Here is a 17,356-nt window from a genome sequence, read left to right on the forward strand (position 1 = left end):
CTCATTTTCGAGAGACCTCGACCTCTATCCCGGCAACGACGCGCCAACCACCTCTACACCCTCATCTGTGAAGAGCCCGGAAACACCGGATCGCATTTTTGTCCGCATGTCGGGCCGGCCACGGCACCGCGCCGAAATTGGTTTCGCCAGCGGTCGGCCGGAATACCCGTGGGGCCGATTCCCCTATTACGCCGGCAAACCCTTCGGCAATCCCGGGCGGGCGCGGCCGGAGTCAATTCGCGAGGTCGATGATGCGCTGTGCCGCCAGCGCCGGCGTCAACTCACCCTCGCGCACCTGGCGTTCCACCTCGTCGCGATTGGCCTTGACGGCGGGATTCGACAGCACCCGGTCCAGCACCGTGTCACGCACCATGGTCCACGTCCAGTCGACCTGCTGGGCCCGACGCCGGGCCTCGAATTCGCCTGCCGCACTCAATGTTTCACGATGCTTGAGCACGGTGTCCCACATCGCCGCCAGACCGTCGCCGGTCAGTGCGCTCATGGTCAGCACCGGCGGCCGCCACAACGTGTCGCGCGGATAGATCAACCGGATCGCCCCGGACAGTTCCCGCGCCGCGGCCTTGGCCTCGACGGCGTGCTCGCCGTCGGCCTTGTTGACCACGATGACGTCGGCGAGCTCCAACACGCCCTTCTTGATGCCCTGCAACTGGTCACCGGTGCGGGCCAGCGTCAGGAAGACGAAGGTGTCGACCATGTTGGCCACCGTCACCTCCGACTGGCCGACGCCGACGGTCTCGACCAGGACCACGTCGTAGCCGGCCGCCTCCAGCAGCACGATGGTCTCGCGGGTGGCCTTGGCCACCCCGCCGAGCGTGCCCGACGTCGGCGACGGGCGGATGTAGGCCTCCGGCTGCACGGCCAGCTGCGCCATCCGGGTCTTGTCGCCGAGGATCGAACCGCCGGTGCGGGTCGACGACGGGTCGACGGCCAGCACCGCGACGCGGTGGCCCCGCTCGATGAGGTGCATGCCGAGCGCTTCGATCGTCGTCGACTTGCCGACGCCGGGGACGCCGGTGATGCCGACGTGCAGCGCACTGCCGGCCTCCGGGGTCAGTTCGAGCAGCAACTGCTGCGCGGCATCACGGTGGTCGGCCCGGGTGGACTCGACCAGCGTGATGGCACGCGACAGCGCCGCCCGGTCGCCGGCCCGGATCCTGGCAGCGAGTTCGGGCACCGGGGTCGTCATGCCCGCCACCTCAGAGCTTGTAACCCAGCCGCTCGGCGAGCTTGCCCAACAGGCCGATCGCGGCGTCGGCGATCACCGTCCCGGGCGGGAAGATCGCCGCGGCGCCCGCCTCGTACAGCTCGTCGAAGTCGCCCGGCGGGATCACGCCGCCGACCACGACCATGATGTCCGGACGCCCCACCTCGGCCAGTGCGTCGCGCAGCGCGGGCACCAGCGTGAGGTGACCCGCCGCCAGCGACGACACCCCGACCACGTGCACGTCGTTGTCCGCCGCCTGCCGCGCCACCTCGTCGGGCGTGGAGAACAGCGAGCCGACGTCCACGTCGAAGCCGATGTCGGCGAACGCGGTGGCGATGACCTTCTGGCCGCGGTCGTGGCCGTCCTGGCCCATCTTGGCCACCAGGATGCGGGGGCGGCGGCCGTCGGCCTCGGCGAACTTCTCGACCAATTCGGTTGCGGTGCTCACGTTTCCGGTCTTCCCCACCTCGTCGCGGTAGACGCCGGCGATGGTGCGGATCTCGGCCTGGTGCCGGCCGTACACCTTCTCCAGCGCGTCGGAGATCTCACCGACGGTGGCCTTGGCGCGGGCCGCGTTGATGGCCAGCGCCATCAGGTTGTTGCCCAGTCCGTCCTCGCCTGCCGAACCGGATTCGCCTGCGGCGCGGGTCAATTCGGCCAGTGCCGCCTGCGTCGCGGCCTCGTCGCGGTCGGCCCGCAGCTGCTCGAGCTTGGCCAGCTGTTCGGCCCGCACCCGGCTGTTCTCGACCTTGAGGACCTCGATCTCCTGGTCCTCGTCCACCTGGTACTTGTTGACGCCGATCACCGTCTGGGCGCCGGAGTCGATGCGGGCCTGGGTACGTGCGGCGGCCTCTTCGATGCGCAGCTTCGGGATGCCCTCGCCGATGGCCTGCGCCATGCCGCCGTGCTCGGCGACCTCCTTGATGTGCGCACGGGCCTTCTCGGCGAGCTGGTGGGTGAGCCACTCGACGTAGTACGAGCCGCCCCACGGGTCGATGGGCCGCGTGGTGCCCGACTCCTGCTGCAGCAGCAGCTGGGTGTTGCGCGCGATGCGGGCCGAGAAGTCGGTGGGCAGCGCCAGCGCCTCGTCGAGGGCGTTGGTGTGCAGCGACTGCGTGTGGCCCTGCGTGGCGGCCATGGCCTCGATACAGGTGCGCGCGACGTTGTTGAACGGGTCCTGCGCCGTCAGCGACCAGCCCGAGGTCTGCGAGTGCGTGCGCAGCGACAGCGACTTCTCGCTCTTGGGGCTGAACTCGGCGACCAACTCGCTCCACAGCAGACGGCCGGCGCGCAGCTTGGCCACCTCCATGAAGAAGTTCATGCCGATGCCCCAGAAGAAGGACAGCCGCGGCGCGAACTTGTCGATGTCCAGGCCCGCGTCGAGGCCGGCCTTGATGTACTCGACACCGTCGGCCAGCGTGTACGCCAGCTCCAAATCCGCTGTGGCCCCGGCCTCTTGGATGTGGTAGCCCGAGATGGAGATCGAGTTGAACTTCGGCATCTTGGTACTGGTGTAGCCGAAGATGTCCGAGATGATCCGCATCGACGCCTTCGGCGGATAGATGTAGGTGTTGCGGACCATGAACTCTTTGAGGATGTCGTTCTGGATGGTCCCGGCCAGCTTCTCCGGCGGCACACCCTGTTCCTCGGCGGCCACGACGTAGAGCGCGAGGATCGGCAGCACGGCACCGTTCATCGTCATCGAGACGCTGACGCTGCCCAGGTCGATACCGTCGAACAGCTGGCGCATGTCGAGGATCGAATCGATTGCCACACCGGCCATTCCGACGTCACCCTGGACGCGCGGGTGGTCCGAGTCGTAGCCACGGTGGGTGGCGAGGTCGAACGCGACCGACAGGCCCTTCTGGCCGGCGGCCAGGTTGCGGCGGTAGAACGCGTTCGACTCGGCGGCGGTGGAGAACCCGGCGTACTGACGGATGGTCCACGGCTGGTTCACGTACATGGTCGGGTACGGCCCGCGGATGAACGGCGGGGTGCCCGGGAAGCTGTCCAGCGGATAACCGGCCGCGGCGACGGCGTCACGGTCTTCGGCGATGTACATCGGCTTGACGTCGATGCCCTCGGGCGTCGACCAGGTGAGCTGCTCCGCGGTGTAGCCGTGCGCCTGCGCGGCGTCGGCGACGTGGGCGTCAACGGCGCTGGAGGACGGCGCTACCGGGCTTTCTCCGTGCAGCGGGACGTCGGCGAAACTACCGATGGTGGTCACGTCAGAAGCGGTCATTGTCATGCCCCCAATCGGGTGAGCAGGGTCGAAAGCGCTTCGACGGCATCGATTTTCATGGTCAGGTATTCGTCGGGCTTGTCGGTCGCGTCCGCGACGGCCTTCTCCGGCCCGGCCAGGTACACGTGCGCGACGCCGGCCGCGCGGGCGGCCTTGACGACATCGCTCGCCTCGTCGGCGTACCGGGCGTCGGTGCCGCAGACCACCGCGGCCACCTGGCCCGCGGCCGCCGCCGCGACACCCGCGGCGTCGACGGTGCCGGGGTTGACGGCCTCGATGCCGCCGGAAGCCAGCAGGTTCGCGGCGAACGTGGTGCGGATGTTGTGCTCGGCGAGCGGGCCGACCGGCAGCAGCACGGCCTGCGGTCGCTTGCCGGTCTTGGCCAGGTACGCATCGGAACGGTTGCGCAGCGCTTCGAAAGCCGCGGCGTAGCGCACCACGCCGGGGAACGAATCCGTCTGTGCGAGCGGGCTTTCCGCGAGGTTCGGGAATTCGTTGACGCCGGTGAGCGCCGTGCGCCGGTGTGCGATGTCGTCGGCGCGACGGGCCGCGACCTCGGCGATCTGGGCGCTCAACTGATCACGGGCCGCGACGAAACCGCCCAGCGACTCCAGCTCCTGGAACTTCGCCCAGGCCCGCTGCGCCAGCTGGTCGGTGAGGTCCTCGACGAACCACGAGCCGCCCGACGGGTCGACGACGCGACCCAGGTGCGACTCCTCGAGCAGCAGCAACTGGGTGTTGCGCGCCATGCGGCGGCTGAAAGTGACTGCCGTGCCGGGCAATCCACCGTCGATGGCGGCGTCGAACGTCTCGACCAGCACGGTGTCGGCGCCACCGACGCCGGCGGCGAACGCGGCGAGGGTGGTGCGCAGCATGTTCACCCACGGGTCACGCTGCGACATCATGGCCTTCGAGGTGACGGCGTGGATGGTCGCGGCGCCGGCGTCCGGTGCGCCGACGACCTCCGCCACGCGGGCCCAAAGCCGGCGCGCCGCACGGAGTTTGGCGATGGTGGCGAACTGGTCGTCGTCGGCGGCGAAGCGGAAGCTGAGCTGCCGCAGCGCGTCGGCGGCCGACAGTCCGCTCTCGGTGAGCAGACGCAGGTACGCCACACCGGCGGCGATGGCGCCCGCCAGCTCCAGCGAGGCACTCGCGCCGAGGTTGTGCAGCGCGGCGGCGTCGACCGTGACGGCGCGCACTCCCCCGTCGTACTCGGTCAGTTTCGCGGCGGTGGCGACGACGTCGGCGTCGGTCGCGGCAGCGCGGCCGGACAGCGGCGCGGTCAGCGGGTCGGCACCCAGGTCGATCGACAGCCGGGCACGCTGGTCGGCGTCGAACGGCTTGTCCAGCGTGAGCAGCTGGTCAGCGGCGGCCGCCAGGTCGGCACCGGCATCCAGGAGCACCGGAACCAGATCCAGGAAGACGCCCTCGAATACGCGGTCGAGCTGGTCGACGGGCACGCCGCCCGAACCGACCCGGACCTCGAGGGCGCTCGTGCCGTCGGTCAGGGCGAGCAGGATGGCACCGTTGACCGTGGCGACGTCGGCATCGCTGGCGATCGGGAAGGATTCGGCCACCTTCCAGCCGGCGAGCACGTCGCGGTGGGCGTCACCGCCGCGGGTGAACGGCCAGTGTCCGGGCAGCGCGGGCTCGGCCAAGCCGTCCAGGCTGGTGTAGAGCGGACGGACCGGGAAACCGTCGTACGTGGGTGAATCGAGCAAACGCTCGGGTTCGGCAGGCAGATCCTCGACAGCCTTGCGCGTGCTCTTGGCGAGCACACCGGCGACGTTCTCTTGCCACCGCGCGTAGCGGTCCCGAACGGTGGACGCGTCGACAGTCACCGGCGACTCCCAATCTTTCGGCCATCAGACATCTGGCACTGCATGCAGAAATGCCTATCACACTTGATTTTCAGGCTAAATCACGCAGGTCGCTACTACCCAGTAGCTCCACCGCACACCGGTTGCGCATACCCCGGACAGCGACGGGTCAGGGCGCTCGAACGTCGCATGGGCCCGCTCCTGACAGCGATGATCGGGCGGTCAACCCGTACCCTTGGAACACGTGAACTCCGTTGTCAGCGCGCTGCGCACGGTCCTGTCCGCCGTGCAGGCCACTGCGGCACAGATGCCGCTGCGACGGGCCGTGGGCATCGGGGCGGCAATTGTGATTCTTGTCGCAATCGCCATCTGGGTGCCGTTGCCCAACGCGGTGCAGATGCGCGACTGGGCGGCCGCCGCCGGGCCGTGGTTCCCGCTGGCGTTCCTGCTCGCGCACACCGTCGTCACGGTGCTGCCGTTCCCGCGCACCGCGTTCACCCTCGCCGCAGGCCTGCTGTTCGGCTCCGCCCTCGGCGTCACACTGGCCGTCATTGCCAGCACGCTGAGCGCGTTGATCGCGCTCTGGCTGGTGCGCGTGCTCGGCTGGCAGTTGAGCAAGCTGTCGCACAAGCACATCGACAGCCTCGACGCGCGACTCAAGGAACGCGGCTGGGCGGCGATCCTGTCGATGCGCATGATCCCGGCGGTGCCGTTCTCGGTGCTCAACTACGCCGCCGGGGCCTCATCGGTCCGGGTGGTGCCGTACGCATTCGCGACGTTCTTCGGGCTGCTGCCCGGTACCGCGGCCGTCGTCATCCTGGGCGACGCCCTCACCGGACAGATCCGGCCGTCGCTGCTGGTCGTGTCGGCCTGCACCGCGACCATCGGGATCTGCGGGCTGATCTACGAGATCCGGCTGCACCGCCGCGCCCACGCCGCGCAGCACCCGGTCGACGCGCACAGCTGACTACGACTCGCGCTCGGGCAGACCCTTCGCCGTCATCGCGGTGAACAGCGCCAGGAACAGCACGGCCGGCGCCGCGTTCACCGGCTTGTCGTGGGCCCTGATGTGTGCGCCGACGGCCAGCGTGAAGTACAGCGCCAGCATCGCGGTGGTCAGCCGGGCCAGGGCCGAATTACGTTGTCCGGCAAGCAGGCCCACGGCAGCCGCCGCCTTGGAGCCGACGAGGATCCACCGGTACTCCAGCGGGAAGTGCACGCCGTTCAGGGCCTTCTCGATGGGTGCGACGGGCACGGCACACGCCGCCGCGTCGCCGGCCATCAGAAGCGCCAGCGCGGTGTAGGTGCGGCGGGACGTCAACAGGCTCATGGTCACCTCGAGTGCTGCCCGGCGGGCGGGTCGATTTCGGGGAACGGACGCGCCTCGAGCGGCTGCGTCGGCGGGGCCGGGGGCACCGGCACCGACGGGACGCCGTAGCCGGGCTGCTGCACCGGCGTGCGGGCCTCGGCTTCCGCCTTTGCCACCGCCTGCGCGATCGCCGGATCGGTCTGGGTGGAGAACCAGTCGGCGACCTCGTCGTCGTCATCCTTGGCGGGGGCCTCGTCGACCGGCGACGGCGTGTAGCGGAACACGCCGTCCTCCCCCGGGGCGCCGAGCAGCTTGGTGAAACCCTGTAGCGCCGAACCGAAGTCGCTGGGCACCACCCACACCTTGTTGGCCTCGCCCTTGGCCATCTGCGGCAGCGTCTGCAGGTACTGGTAGGCCAGCAGCTCGGGCGTCGGCCGGCCGGCCTTGATGGCCGCGAACGTCTTCTCGATGGCCTTGGCCTGGCCCTGCGCGTTCAGGTACTGGGCGGCCCGCTCACCCTGCGCGCGCAGGATGCGCGACTGCCGGTCTGCCTCGGCGGCCAGGATCGCCGCCTGCTTCGCACCCTCGGCCGCCAGAATCTGTGACTGCTTCTGCCCCTCCGCCTGCTTGATGGACGCCTCCCGGGCGCCCTCGGCGGTCAGGATCATGGCGCGCTTCTCGCGGTCGGCGCGCATCTGCTTCTCCATCGAGTCCTGGATCGACGGCGGCGGGTCGATGCTGCGCAGCTCGACGCGCGCGACGCGCAGACCCCACCGGCCGGTGGCCTCGTCGAGCACGCCGCGCAGCTGGGCGTTGATCTGGTCACGCGAGGTCAGCGTCTGCTCCAGCGTCATGCCGCCGACGACGTTGCGCAGCGTCGTGGTGGTCAGCTGCTCGACGCCGACGATGTAGTTGCTGATCTGGTACACCGCGGCCTGCGGGCTGGTCACCTGGAAGTAGACGACGGTGTCGATGTTGACCGTCAGGTTGTCCTCGGTGATCACCGGCTGCGGCGGGAACGACACGACGCGCTCACGCAGATCCACCCGGGCCCGGATCTTGTCGATGAACGGCAGCAACAGCGTCAGCTGGCCCGAGACGGTCTTGCTGTAGCGGCCCAGCCGCTCGATGACCGCTGCCTCGGCCTGCGGGATGAGCGCCACCGATTTGACCACCACCACGATGGCAAACGCCACCAGGATCAGCAGAAGGACAAGTGCACCAGTCAATTTCAGCTCCCCTTGCGTTCAGATGGCCCGGAAGACCACCGCGGTCGCGCCGTCGATCCGCATCACGGTGACGTGATCGCCGGGTTCGAAGACATCGTCGTCGGCCATCGGGCGCGCCGTCCAGATTTCGCCGTCGAGTTTTACCTGCCCTTCATGGCGGGTCACCCGTTCCAGCACCAGCGCCGACTTGCCTTCCAAGGCCTTCACCGGTTCGGGCAGGCCCGCGGCACCCAGCCGCTTGCGCAGCGCCGGCCGCACCAGGACCAGCAACAGCACCGACACGATGAGGAAGGAGAGACCGTCGGCCCAGATGGGCCAGTCGGTGGCCCAGCTCAGACCTGCCGTCGCGAGGGCACCGCCAGACAGCATGAGCAGGAACATGTCACCGGTCAGCGCTTCGGCACCGGCGAGCCCGATCGCCACGATGAGCCACAGCAACGGCACCGGCATGCGACCAGAGTAGCGCCTTGCAGGCTTAATCGGCCGGAGCGTTTTACACTGCGTGCATCATGTGGTGTCCAAGTGTTTCGCTGACGGTGTGGGCCAATGCCTGGCATGCCGGCCTGGCCGCACCCGACGATGTCCTCGATGCGCTATCGCCGTGGGCACCAAGGCATTCCATTGCCGCTTACGACGCCGTGGCGGCCAGCCGGACGGGGCTGCCGTGGCCCGACCTGACCAACTACGGCGGCGTCACGTTGCTGCAGACGCTGCGGCACGCGGCCGGCGCCGCGCGCTCGGAGCCGGCCCTGAACCTGGTACTGCCCGTACCCGGGGATGTCCGTGGACTGACCCCCGGCACCCAGTTCCAGCAGGACGCCGTCGACATGGGCGAAGCCGTCGTCGTCACCTCCAACTACGGCGAGGCCGTCGGGCTGGTCCCCGATTTCGAATACGAGGACGACACCGACGACGCCGAGGTCAAGGCCCTGTCCTGGACGGTGTACTCGCTGCCCAGCGCTCCCGTGGCCGGCCACTTCGACCTCGGCGAAGAGGAGTACCGCCTGCGCGACGCGGTCCGGTCGGCGGCCGACGCCCTCGGCCGCCTGCGGGCCGAACCCGGTTCGGACATCGAGGATCCGCGCGAGATGGTCGAGCAGCTGCTCGAGGCCGGACACCTGCACAAGCTGCCGGACCACGCCCCCACCCGCGCGGTGCGGGTGCTGGAGACCGCGGCCCACATCGACGCGATCATCACCGTCAGCGCCGGGCTGGCGCCCATCGGCCTGCAGAGCGCATCGGAGATGCAGATCGCCACCGAGGCCATGCGGCCTTTGACCGACATCGTGCGCTCGGCCCGGCTGGCCGCCGTGACGGCCATCCTGCACTCGGCCTGGGAGCGGTAGAACCGGTCAGTCGCCGCAGCACCCCGGCAGGCACGACGCGCCGTTGATGCTGCAGCCGTGCCCGGGCACCGGCTCCGGGCCCTCGACCCGCGCCGGCGCCGCACCCGTGCGCAGTTCGTCGACCAGCGCCGCGGCCAGCCGCGCGTACCGCGGGTCGGCATTGGGAGTTGTGGTGCGCACCAACGTGATTCCCGCCTCGGCCGCCTGCTCGGCGAGCTCGTTGTCGAGGTCCCACACCACCTCGATGTGGTCGGCGACGAATCCGATGGGACACACCACGACAGCTGTGGTGCCCGCGTCCCCGAGCGCGGCGAGATGGTCGGCGACGTCAGGTTCCAACCACGGCACCTGCGGCGGGCCGGACCGTGACTGCCACACCAGGTCGTAGTCGCCCACCCCGACGGCCTGAGCGACCAGACGCGCCGCGTACGCCACCTGCCGGCTGTACAGCCGCGGTCCGTACCGTTCGTCGGCGGCCACCGGTATGGAGTGCGCCGTGAACACCAGGCGCGCGCCCGCAGGCGCGGAATGCAATGCCTGCGAGACGAATTCGGAGTACATCTCGACGAAAAGCGGATGGTCGAAGTACTGCCTCAGCTTCACCAGCTCCGGCGCCTGCGGCCCCGCCGCAGCCCTGCCGCGCGCGATGTCCTCGACATACTGCCGGCAGCTCGAGTAGCCGCCCCACGCCGACGTGGTGAACACCGCTGCCCGGCGAACTCCGTTGTCCCGCATGGCGATGACGGTGTCCTCGACGTACGGCTCCCAGTTACGGTTGCCGAAATACACCGGCAGATCCGGCATCGCCGCCTCGAGCTCCGAGATCAAGGCGCGGTTGATGCCGTTGATCGGCGACACGCCACCGAAATGCAGGTAGTGCTCGGCCACTTCGTCGAGCCGCGCCGGCGGGATGTTGCGTCCGCGGGTGACGTTCTCCAGGAACGGGCGGACGTCGTCGGGACCCTCGGGTCCGCCGAACGACAACAGCAGCAGTGCGTCGAAATCCACGGGTTTGTCCCCTCCTCAGACGCGAAACGGCGTCCCGGCAGTCGAAACCTGCTGGAACGCCGTTTCGGCGGAAAACAAATCGAATCAGAGCAGCTGGGTGCTGGCGCCACCGTCGGCGTAGATGATCGAGCCGGTGGTCGCGGGCAGCCATTCGGACAGCAACGCACAGACGGTCTTGGCGACCGGCGTCGGGTCCTTCATGTTCCAGCCGATCGGCGCGCGCTGGTCCCAGCCCTCTTCGAGCAGCTGCATCTGCTGGCCGGCCTCGTCGCCGAGGGCACCGCCGACGATGGCGCTCATGGCCAGGGTCCGGATGGGGCCTGCCGCAACGAGATTGGAGCGCACGCCGTACTTGCCGGCCTCGCGCGCGACGAACCGGTTGACCGACTCGAGGGCGCTCTTGGCGACCGTCATCCAGTTGTAGGCGGGCATGGCGCGGGTCGGGTCGAAGTCCATGCCGACGATGCCGCCGCCTTCGTTCATGATCGGCAGCAGGGCCTTGGCCAGCGAGGCGTACGAGTAGGCCGAGATGTGGATGCCCTTGGCGACGTCCTCGTAGGGTGCGTCGAAGAACGGGTTGATGCCCATGCCGCTCTGCGGCATGAAGCCGATGGAGTGCACGACGCCGTCGAGCTTGTTGCCCGCGCCGATCACCTCGGTGACGCGCTCACCGAGCGAGGCCAGGTGCTCCTCGTTCTGCACGTCGAGCTCCAGCAGCGGCGCCGGGTTCGGCAGCCGGTCGGCGATGCGCTGGATGAGCTTCATCCGGTCGAAGCCGGTGAGCACCAGCTCGGCGCCCTGTTCCTGGGCGACCTTCGCGATGTGGAACGCGATGGACGAGTCGGTGATGATCCCGGTGACGAGGATCCGCTTGCCTTCGAGCAAACCTGCCATTGTGCTGACTCCTTTAAACGAAAGTTCTGCTAAGCCAAAGAATTCGGGTCAGTGACCCATGCCCATGCCGCCGTCGACCGGGATGACCGCACCGGCGATGTAGCCGGCGTCCTCGGACGCCAGGAAGCTGACGGCACCGGCGACCTCTTCGGCCGTGCCGACGCGCTTGGCCGGGATGAACTCCAGCGCACCTTCCTGGATGCGCTCATCGAGGGCACGCGTCATCTCGGTGTCGATGTAGCCGGGGGCGACGACGTTGGCGGTGACGCCGGCCTTGGAGAGCTCGCGCGAGATGGAGCGCGCCATACCGATCAGGCCGGCCTTGGCGGCGGCGTAGTTGGCCTGGTTGCCGATGCCCCACATGCCCGAGACCGAGCCGATGTAGATGATGCGGCCGAAACGCTTGCGCTGCATGCTGCGCGACGCGCGCTGGGTGACGCGGAACGCGCCGGTGAGGTTGGCGTCGATGACCTCGGTGAACCGCTCCTCGGTCATGCGCATCAGGAACGCGTCCTTGGAGATACCGGCGTTGGACACCAGCACCTCGACCGGGCCCTGGTGCTCTTCGACCTCTTTGAACGCCCGGTCGACGGCCTCGGCGTCGGTCACGTCACACACGACGCCGAACAGGCCCTCGGGCGCACCGGAACCGCGGTGGGTCACCGCGACCTTGTGGCCGTCGGCGGCCAGACGCTGCGCGATGGCCAGGCCGATACCCCGGTTACCACCGGTGACCAGCACGGAACGGGAAACGAAGGCCGGACGGCCGGCTGCGGGCGTGGCGGCACCCTCGGTGGCAACAGTGTCACTCATGCTGGTCAACTTATCGTCTCGGCCGGTGCACGCCTAAATCGGCACGCTGCGGCGAGCCGCACAACGGTCTGTGCACGCGTTGTCCGCTCAGCGCGCCGCCATGGCGCCGCGGCGACGGTTCGCCACGAACCGGACGACGTCGGCGATCCAGTCCCGGTCGGTGCGCAGCGTCAGCAGCGGGGCATCGCATCGGCGCAGTGTGCGAGCCACTTCGTCGCGGTGCGCCTGGGCGGCGCGGGCGAAGTCGTCCCGAAGTTGCTCATCGATGGTGAATTCCTTGGTGATGCCGGACTCGGCGTCCTGCAGCACCACGTCCCCGACGGCCGGCAGCTCCACGTCGCGCGGGTCGATGATCTCGATGCCCAGCACCTCGTGGCGCCCGGAGATGGCCCGCAGTGGGCGCATCCAGTTGATCGGGCCGAGGAAGTCACTGATGATCACGGCCATGCCGCGGCGGCGCTCCGGCCGGCGCAGCGCGTCGATGGCGGCGGCCAGGTCACCACGGACCCCGGCCGGGGCCTTGGGTGTGGTGGCGATGGCGCGCAGCAGCTCCTGCTCGTGCAACCGGCCGGACAGTGCGGGCACCCGGCGGACGGTGTCGCCGTTGGAGATGATCGCGCCGAGCCGGTTGCCACCACCGCTGTTGAGGAACGCGATGGAGGCCGCCGCGGCGACCGCCAGATCACGCTTCTCGCAGCCGGCGGTGCCGAAGTCCAGGCTCGCCGACATGTCGACGACCAGCCAGGTCTCCAGCTCCCGGTCGGCGATCATCTGCCGCACGTGCGGATGCGTCGTACGGGCCGTGACGGACCAGTCCATCCGGCGGACGTCGTCGCCGGGCTGGTAGAGCCGGGACTCCCCCGGCTCGGAACCCGGCCCGGGGATCAGACCCTGGTGGTCGCCGTGGAGGACACCGTCCAGCTTGCGCCGGACGGTGAGCTCCAGCTTGCGCAGGGCGGCCGACAGTTCGGGATCGCGAATCTGGCCGCGCTGCAGTGACGGCAGATCGACGGACCGGCCGGTCTGCGGCGAAGCCGAACGATCAGACCCGGGGGCGGTCACCGACCAGAGGCCCCAGCTGCGCCGGCCATCACGGGCGGAACCGAATGTCCTTGCTGCGGAATGGCATTCACCTGCGGCAGCGCGACCGTCTGCAGGATGCGGTTGACGACGGTCTCGGCGGAGATCTCGTCGGCGAGCGCGTCGTAGGTGAGCACGAGGCGGTGCCGCAGCACGTCCGGGATGACCTCGACGACGTCCTGCGGGATGACGTAGTCACGGCCACGCACCAGCGCCAGCGCACGGGAGGCACTGATGATGCCCAGCGAGGCGCGCGGCGAGGCGCCGTAGGCGATCCACGCCTTGGCGTCGGGCATACCGAACTTCTCCGGCTCGCGGGTGGCGGTCACGATGCGCACCACGTAGTCGACGAGCGCGTGGTGCACGAAGGTGTTGGCGGCCACGTCCTGCAGGCGCAGCAGGTCCTCGGTGGTGAGGATCTGCTTGGGCTCCGGCGGCTTGACGCCCATCCGGTAGATGATCTCGCGCTCTTCCTCGGGCGACGGGTAGCCGACGTTGAGCTTGAACAGGAAGCGGTCGCGCTGCGCCTCGGGCAGCTGGTAGACGCCCTCCTGCTCGATGGGGTTCTGGGTCGCCATGACCAGGAACGGGCTGGGCAGCGGGAACGTCTTGCCGCCGATGGAGATCTTGCGCTCGGCCATGACCTCCAGCAGCGCCGACTGCACCTTGGCGGGTGCGCGGTTGATCTCGTCGGCGAGCAGGAAGTTGACCATCACGGGGCCGAGCTCGATGTCGAACTCTTCCTTGCCGACGCGGTAGATGCGGGTACCGACGATGTCGGTGGGCACCAGGTCGGGGGTGAACTGGATGCGGGCGAACGAGCCGCCGACCACCTTGGCGAAGGTCTCCACGGCGAGGGTCTTGGCGACACCCGGGACACCTTCGAGGAGGACGTGGCCCTTGGCCAGCAGGCCGACCAGCATGCGCTCGACCAGCTGGTCCTGGCCGACGATGATGCGCTTGACCTCGAAGATGGCGCGCTCGAGGGTGTGCACCTCGGACTGCAACGAGCCGCTGACGGGCTGCTGCGCGGCGGGGGCGGCGTGCGCCCCGGGCGGGTAACCCTGTGTGGGTGCCGGGCCTGGGTAGCCTCCGGCGCCGTCGGGCGGCCCACTCGGTGACGTCATCTAGCTTCCTCCCACAATTGTTTCGGCCGGGTGTCCGGCGCAAAATCGCTGGTCTAGCGGGTAGCCGCCAATATAGCGGCGCGCCCGGAGTCAACTATTCCAGGCGGCTGCGTATCCGTCGACGTTGCCACGACGGACTTAGGTGATTATCAGGTCTCGATGATGCGGGACAGGTGCGGCGACATGCCGGCCGTCCGGACCGGACTGACCGTCACCTTGCCCGCGCTGCCGGACGCCTCCAGCATCTTCCCGTTGCCGAGGTAGATCGTGACGTGCTGGCTGCCGCCGGGGCCGTAGAAGATCAGGTCGCCGCGCTTGGCCTGCGACGGCGGGATGGCGCGCCCGGTGTTGTACTGGTCGCCCGAGTACTTGGGGATCTGCACGCCGACACCGGCGTAGGCGTAGCGGGTGAAACCCGAACAGTCGTAGCCGATCTTGCCGGCGTCGTAGTCCACGCCGGGGCCGGGACCGGTCAGGGTGCCGCCGCCCCACGAGTACGGGACGCCCATCTGGGAGCCGCCGCGCCGGATGACGTATTCGATGGCCTGCTTACCGCCGACGCGGCCGCCCGGCATCATCGTGGCGCTGCCGCCGCCACCGCCGCTGGGCTTGCCGCCCAGGCCCAGGCTCGACAGGAAGCTCTGGCCGAGGTTCTGGGTGGTCTGCAGGGCCAGCTGGCTGGCCTGGAACGTCGCGTTGGCGATGGCCACCGGGTCACCGGGCGCGCCGGAGCTGGGTTTCGCAGGCAAGGTCGGATCCCAGCCGCCGTCGGGGTCGGCAACCGCACTCGGCGCAGGCCCGAACGCGAGCGCCAGCGCCAGCGCGCCCACGCCCGCGAGGAGGTCTCTCCGGTGAAATTCCTTGCCCTGCAATGCAATAACCCCTGTATCAGTATTCGATGTAACGGATCACGTACGGCGTCATGCCGCTGGTTCGTACGGGCGACACCTTGACGTTGGAACCGGTGTAGGGCGCTTCGAGCATCTGCCCGTTGCCGAGGTACAGGGTCACGTGCTGGCTGCCACCCGGGCCGTAGAAGATGACGTCCCCGCGGCGGGCCTGCGATGTCGGGATCTTGCGGCCCGCCTCATATTGGTTGCCGGAGTAGTGCGGCAGTTTGATGCCGACGCCGGCGAAGGCGTAGAGGATCAGACCCGAGCAGTCGAAGCCGACGGTGCCGGCACCCGAGTCGATGCCCGTGCTGGGACCGGCGGCGGTGCCGCCGCCCCATGAGTACGGCACGCCGATCTGCGACATTGCGCGCTTGATGACGTATTCCGAGGCCTGTTTTCCGTACACGCGCGGGATGGCGCCGTTGGTGTATCCCGACTTGGTGACGGTGGCGGGCACCAGGCCGAGTTTCTGCAGGAAGCTGTGGCCCATCTGCTGGGTGACCTGAGCCGACGTCGCGGTCATGCCGAGCACGTTGTTGATGACGGCGATCGGGTCACCGGGGATGTTGGCGCTCGGAATCTTGGGCAGGGTCGGATCCCAGCCGCCGTCGTCCCACTTGCGGGGGCCGGCCGCGGCGGGCGCGCCGTCCCAGTTGTCGGCATACCGGCCGGGGTTGGCCGCCGGAGTTCCGGACGCCGGGGCACTCGCGGCCCACTGCGTACGCGCCGCGTTGAGCTTGGCCTGCGCCGCGTCGCGCTGGCTGACCAACTGGTCCAACTGGGTCTGCTGGTCGGCGAACGTGGTCCGGGCGTCGGTCAGGGCCTTGACCGCGTCGTCCTGTCTGGCCTGGGCATCTTTGACGGCCTGGTCGGCCTTCTGCTTGGCCAGTCGGGCGGCGGATTCGCGGTTGGCCAGTTCGGTCCGGCTGCGCTGCAGATCGGCGATGGCCTCCTGCGAGCTGATGGTCAGCGCCTGGCCGGTGGCGGCGGTGTTGATCATCTCGCCGGGATCGGTCGCGGTCAGGTAGGACGCGGACGGCCCGTTGATGTACGCCGCCTCGGCGTACTTGTCGAAGTGCGCCTGGGCGGCGGCGATGGCCGCGTTGGCGTCCTTCAGACCGGTCTGGCTGGTGTCGATGTCCTGCTGGGCGGTCGCGGCGTCGTCCCGGGCGGTCTGCACGTCGGCGATGGCCTTGTTGACCGATTCCTGCCGGGTCTGGATGGCCGCGCCGAGGTCCTGCAGTTTCTGGTTGGCATTGGCGAGTTCGGTGACCAGGGCGGCGATCTCGCTGCTGCCGGGTTGGGCCGACGCGATACCGGAGGCGAAGACGGACGCGGTCATCACACCGAATACGAGCGACCCGGTGCCGACGCGACTGCCCAACCGGGTGGCCAGCCCACCGGTGAAGGGCCGAATGCTGCGTCCCATTGACTCAGGTCTCCTAAGGCTCCAGCGCGCTGGTGCCCGCCTAAGGCAAAAGCGGGCTCGATCCGTTGGTCCCGTAAGTCGCAGAAATCACAAATCATCACAACTGCAACAAGCGGTACCAACTGCACCGTACGTCACAGGTTGCACAAATGAAACGTTAGTAACAAACCACACCGTTGTAATTGAAAAAGGTGTGACCGAATAGTGATATTCGAATTCGCGGCGCCCCGCGCGCAGCTACCGAGATGCGGGCGCGGCGGCGTCCTGCGGCGCCGCAGCCGCTGCCGCTTTCCGGGCCCGGACCTGCAGAAACCGGGTGCCCACGGCAGCCGCCACCACGCCGAGGATGACCACCACAGTGAACGACGTCCAGGGAAATATCGGGGTTTCCAGCTGGCTCACAAAATTCTTCGAGTTCTGCACAACGCTCGGCGTCTTCGCGAGATCCTGACCGGCCTCCAACAGCGACCTGTCATAGGTCGGGCTGACCGAGCCGGCGAAGCCGGGACTGAGGGTCAGCACCGTCGACTCGGGGTACACCCGGCCGACGTCCGCGGCGATGTCGCGCAGTGGGGTGTCGATGCCCGGACTCGTCGGCAGCACCACGATCTTGAGGTCGATGCCCTTGGCGTGGGCGTCGGCGACGACCTGACGCAGGGCGGCGGCCTCCTGCGCGGCCTCGGCCGCCTGCTTCGCCTCCTGCGGCGTGGCCGGCGTCTTGGCGGGCGCGATGCCCGGCGCACTGACCCCACCGTCACGCACCTGCGTGATCACCGTCGCCATACACACGTCGACAGGGGTCTTGGCCGGGTCCTGCCCGACCGTGGCACAGACGTCCGGCGGAATGAATGCCGCGAAAGTTGTCACGCGGCAAACGGTACTGGAATTTCCTCGAACTCCCTGACGGCGCACCCGGAACCCGACAAGACTGTAGCCACCCC

General features: G+C 68.9%; 16 protein-coding genes. 2 read left to right on the top strand and 14 right to left on the bottom strand.

Annotated elements, in window-relative coordinates:
* Nucleotides 1-232: 232 nt before the first annotated feature.
* Genes meaB through mutA form a run of 3 tightly spaced genes read right to left on the bottom strand, consistent with a single transcriptional unit; the run spans nt 233 to nt 5,308 of the window.
* Complete coding sequence (gene meaB, locus ACJH7A_RS26300) at nt 233-1,207, bottom strand: methylmalonyl Co-A mutase-associated GTPase MeaB (RefSeq protein WP_135355964.1); 975 nt, start codon at nt 1,205-1,207, stop codon at nt 233-235.
* Between the two features lie 10 nt (nt 1,208-1,217).
* Nucleotides 1,218-3,467: a methylmalonyl-CoA mutase gene (gene scpA, locus ACJH7A_RS26305; protein ID WP_318984600.1), complete on the bottom strand. Its 2,250-nt coding sequence runs from the start codon at nt 3,465-3,467 to the stop codon at nt 1,218-1,220.
* A 2-nt stretch (nt 3,468-3,469) separates the two neighbouring features.
* Nucleotides 3,470-5,308 (bottom strand): methylmalonyl-CoA mutase small subunit, encoded by a 1,839-nt coding sequence (gene mutA, locus ACJH7A_RS26310; protein WP_406802960.1) that lies wholly within the window; start codon nt 5,306-5,308, stop codon nt 3,470-3,472.
* 223 nt (nt 5,309-5,531) lie between these two features.
* On the opposite strand from mutA, the gene ACJH7A_RS26315 reads away from it, so the two are divergent.
* Nucleotides 5,532-6,254 carry a TVP38/TMEM64 family protein gene (locus tag ACJH7A_RS26315; RefSeq protein ID WP_212811505.1) on the top strand — a complete coding sequence of 241 codons (723 nt, stop codon included), beginning with the start codon at nt 5,532-5,534 and terminating at the stop codon, nt 6,252-6,254.
* Here the strand turns inward: ACJH7A_RS26315 and ACJH7A_RS26320 are convergent, their stop codons facing one another.
* From ACJH7A_RS26320 to ACJH7A_RS26330, 3 genes are read right to left on the bottom strand one after another with little or no spacing between them, the layout of a single operon-like run.
* Nucleotides 6,255-6,617: a DoxX family protein gene (locus ACJH7A_RS26320; RefSeq protein ID WP_318984597.1), complete on the bottom strand. Its 363-nt coding sequence runs from the start codon at nt 6,615-6,617 to the stop codon at nt 6,255-6,257.
* 2 nt (nt 6,618-6,619) lie between these two features.
* Nucleotides 6,620-7,825 carry an SPFH domain-containing protein gene (locus tag ACJH7A_RS26325; protein ID WP_244872557.1) on the bottom strand — a complete coding sequence of 402 codons (1,206 nt, stop codon included), beginning with the start codon at nt 7,823-7,825 and terminating at the stop codon, nt 6,620-6,622.
* Between the two features lie 18 nt (nt 7,826-7,843).
* A complete protein-coding gene (locus ACJH7A_RS26330) occupies nt 7,844-8,275 on the bottom strand; it encodes an NfeD family protein (RefSeq protein ID WP_020100542.1) in 432 nt (143 codons plus the stop codon).
* Between the two features lie 59 nt (nt 8,276-8,334).
* On the opposite strand from ACJH7A_RS26330, the gene ACJH7A_RS26335 reads away from it, so the two are divergent.
* Nucleotides 8,335-9,171 (top strand): hypothetical protein, encoded by an 837-nt coding sequence (locus ACJH7A_RS26335; protein WP_135355961.1) that lies wholly within the window; start codon nt 8,335-8,337, stop codon nt 9,169-9,171.
* Between the two features lie 6 nt (nt 9,172-9,177).
* On the opposite strand, the gene ACJH7A_RS26340 is transcribed toward ACJH7A_RS26335, so the two are convergent.
* The 8 genes from ACJH7A_RS26340 to ACJH7A_RS26375 all read right to left on the bottom strand — a co-directional run bounded on the left by ACJH7A_RS26340 (nt 9,178) and on the right by ACJH7A_RS26375 (nt 17,282).
* Nucleotides 9,178-10,179, bottom strand: a complete 1,002-nt coding sequence (locus ACJH7A_RS26340; RefSeq protein ID WP_406783672.1) for a ferrochelatase — start codon at nt 10,177-10,179, stop codon at nt 9,178-9,180.
* 84 nt (nt 10,180-10,263) lie between these two features.
* The gene (gene inhA / locus ACJH7A_RS26345; RefSeq protein WP_061000853.1) at nt 10,264-11,073 is read right to left on the bottom strand and encodes an NADH-dependent enoyl-ACP reductase InhA; all 810 of its coding nucleotides are present in this window, start codon (nt 11,071-11,073) and stop codon (nt 10,264-10,266) included.
* A gap of 48 nt (nt 11,074-11,121) precedes the next feature.
* Nucleotides 11,122-11,886, bottom strand: coding sequence for a 3-oxoacyl-ACP reductase FabG1 (gene fabG1, locus ACJH7A_RS26350; RefSeq protein ID WP_135355959.1), 765 nt, complete (start codon nt 11,884-11,886; stop codon nt 11,122-11,124).
* 87 nt (nt 11,887-11,973) lie between these two features.
* Nucleotides 11,974-12,891: a DUF58 domain-containing protein gene (locus ACJH7A_RS26355; RefSeq protein ID WP_346414904.1), complete on the bottom strand. Its 918-nt coding sequence runs from the start codon at nt 12,889-12,891 to the stop codon at nt 11,974-11,976.
* 53 nt (nt 12,892-12,944) lie between these two features.
* Complete coding sequence (locus ACJH7A_RS26360; protein WP_020100548.1) at nt 12,945-14,093, bottom strand: MoxR family ATPase; 1,149 nt, start codon at nt 14,091-14,093, stop codon at nt 12,945-12,947.
* A gap of 149 nt (nt 14,094-14,242) precedes the next feature.
* On the bottom strand, nt 14,243-14,965 hold the full coding sequence (ripB, locus tag ACJH7A_RS26365) for an NlpC/P60 family peptidoglycan endopeptidase RipB (protein ID WP_135355957.1): 723 nt from the start codon (nt 14,963-14,965) through the stop codon (nt 14,243-14,245).
* 16 nt (nt 14,966-14,981) lie between these two features.
* Nucleotides 14,982-16,415: an NlpC/P60 family peptidoglycan endopeptidase RipA gene (gene ripA, locus ACJH7A_RS26370; RefSeq protein WP_406783671.1), complete on the bottom strand. Its 1,434-nt coding sequence runs from the start codon at nt 16,413-16,415 to the stop codon at nt 14,982-14,984.
* A gap of 237 nt (nt 16,416-16,652) precedes the next feature.
* A complete protein-coding gene (locus ACJH7A_RS26375) occupies nt 16,653-17,282 on the bottom strand; it encodes a DUF6676 family protein (RefSeq protein ID WP_135355955.1) in 630 nt (209 codons plus the stop codon).
* Nucleotides 17,283-17,356: the final 74 nt, after the last annotated feature.

Source organism: Mycobacterium sp. SMC-17, assembly GCF_045310915.1.
Lineage (GTDB): Bacteria > Actinomycetota > Actinomycetes > Mycobacteriales > Mycobacteriaceae > Mycobacterium.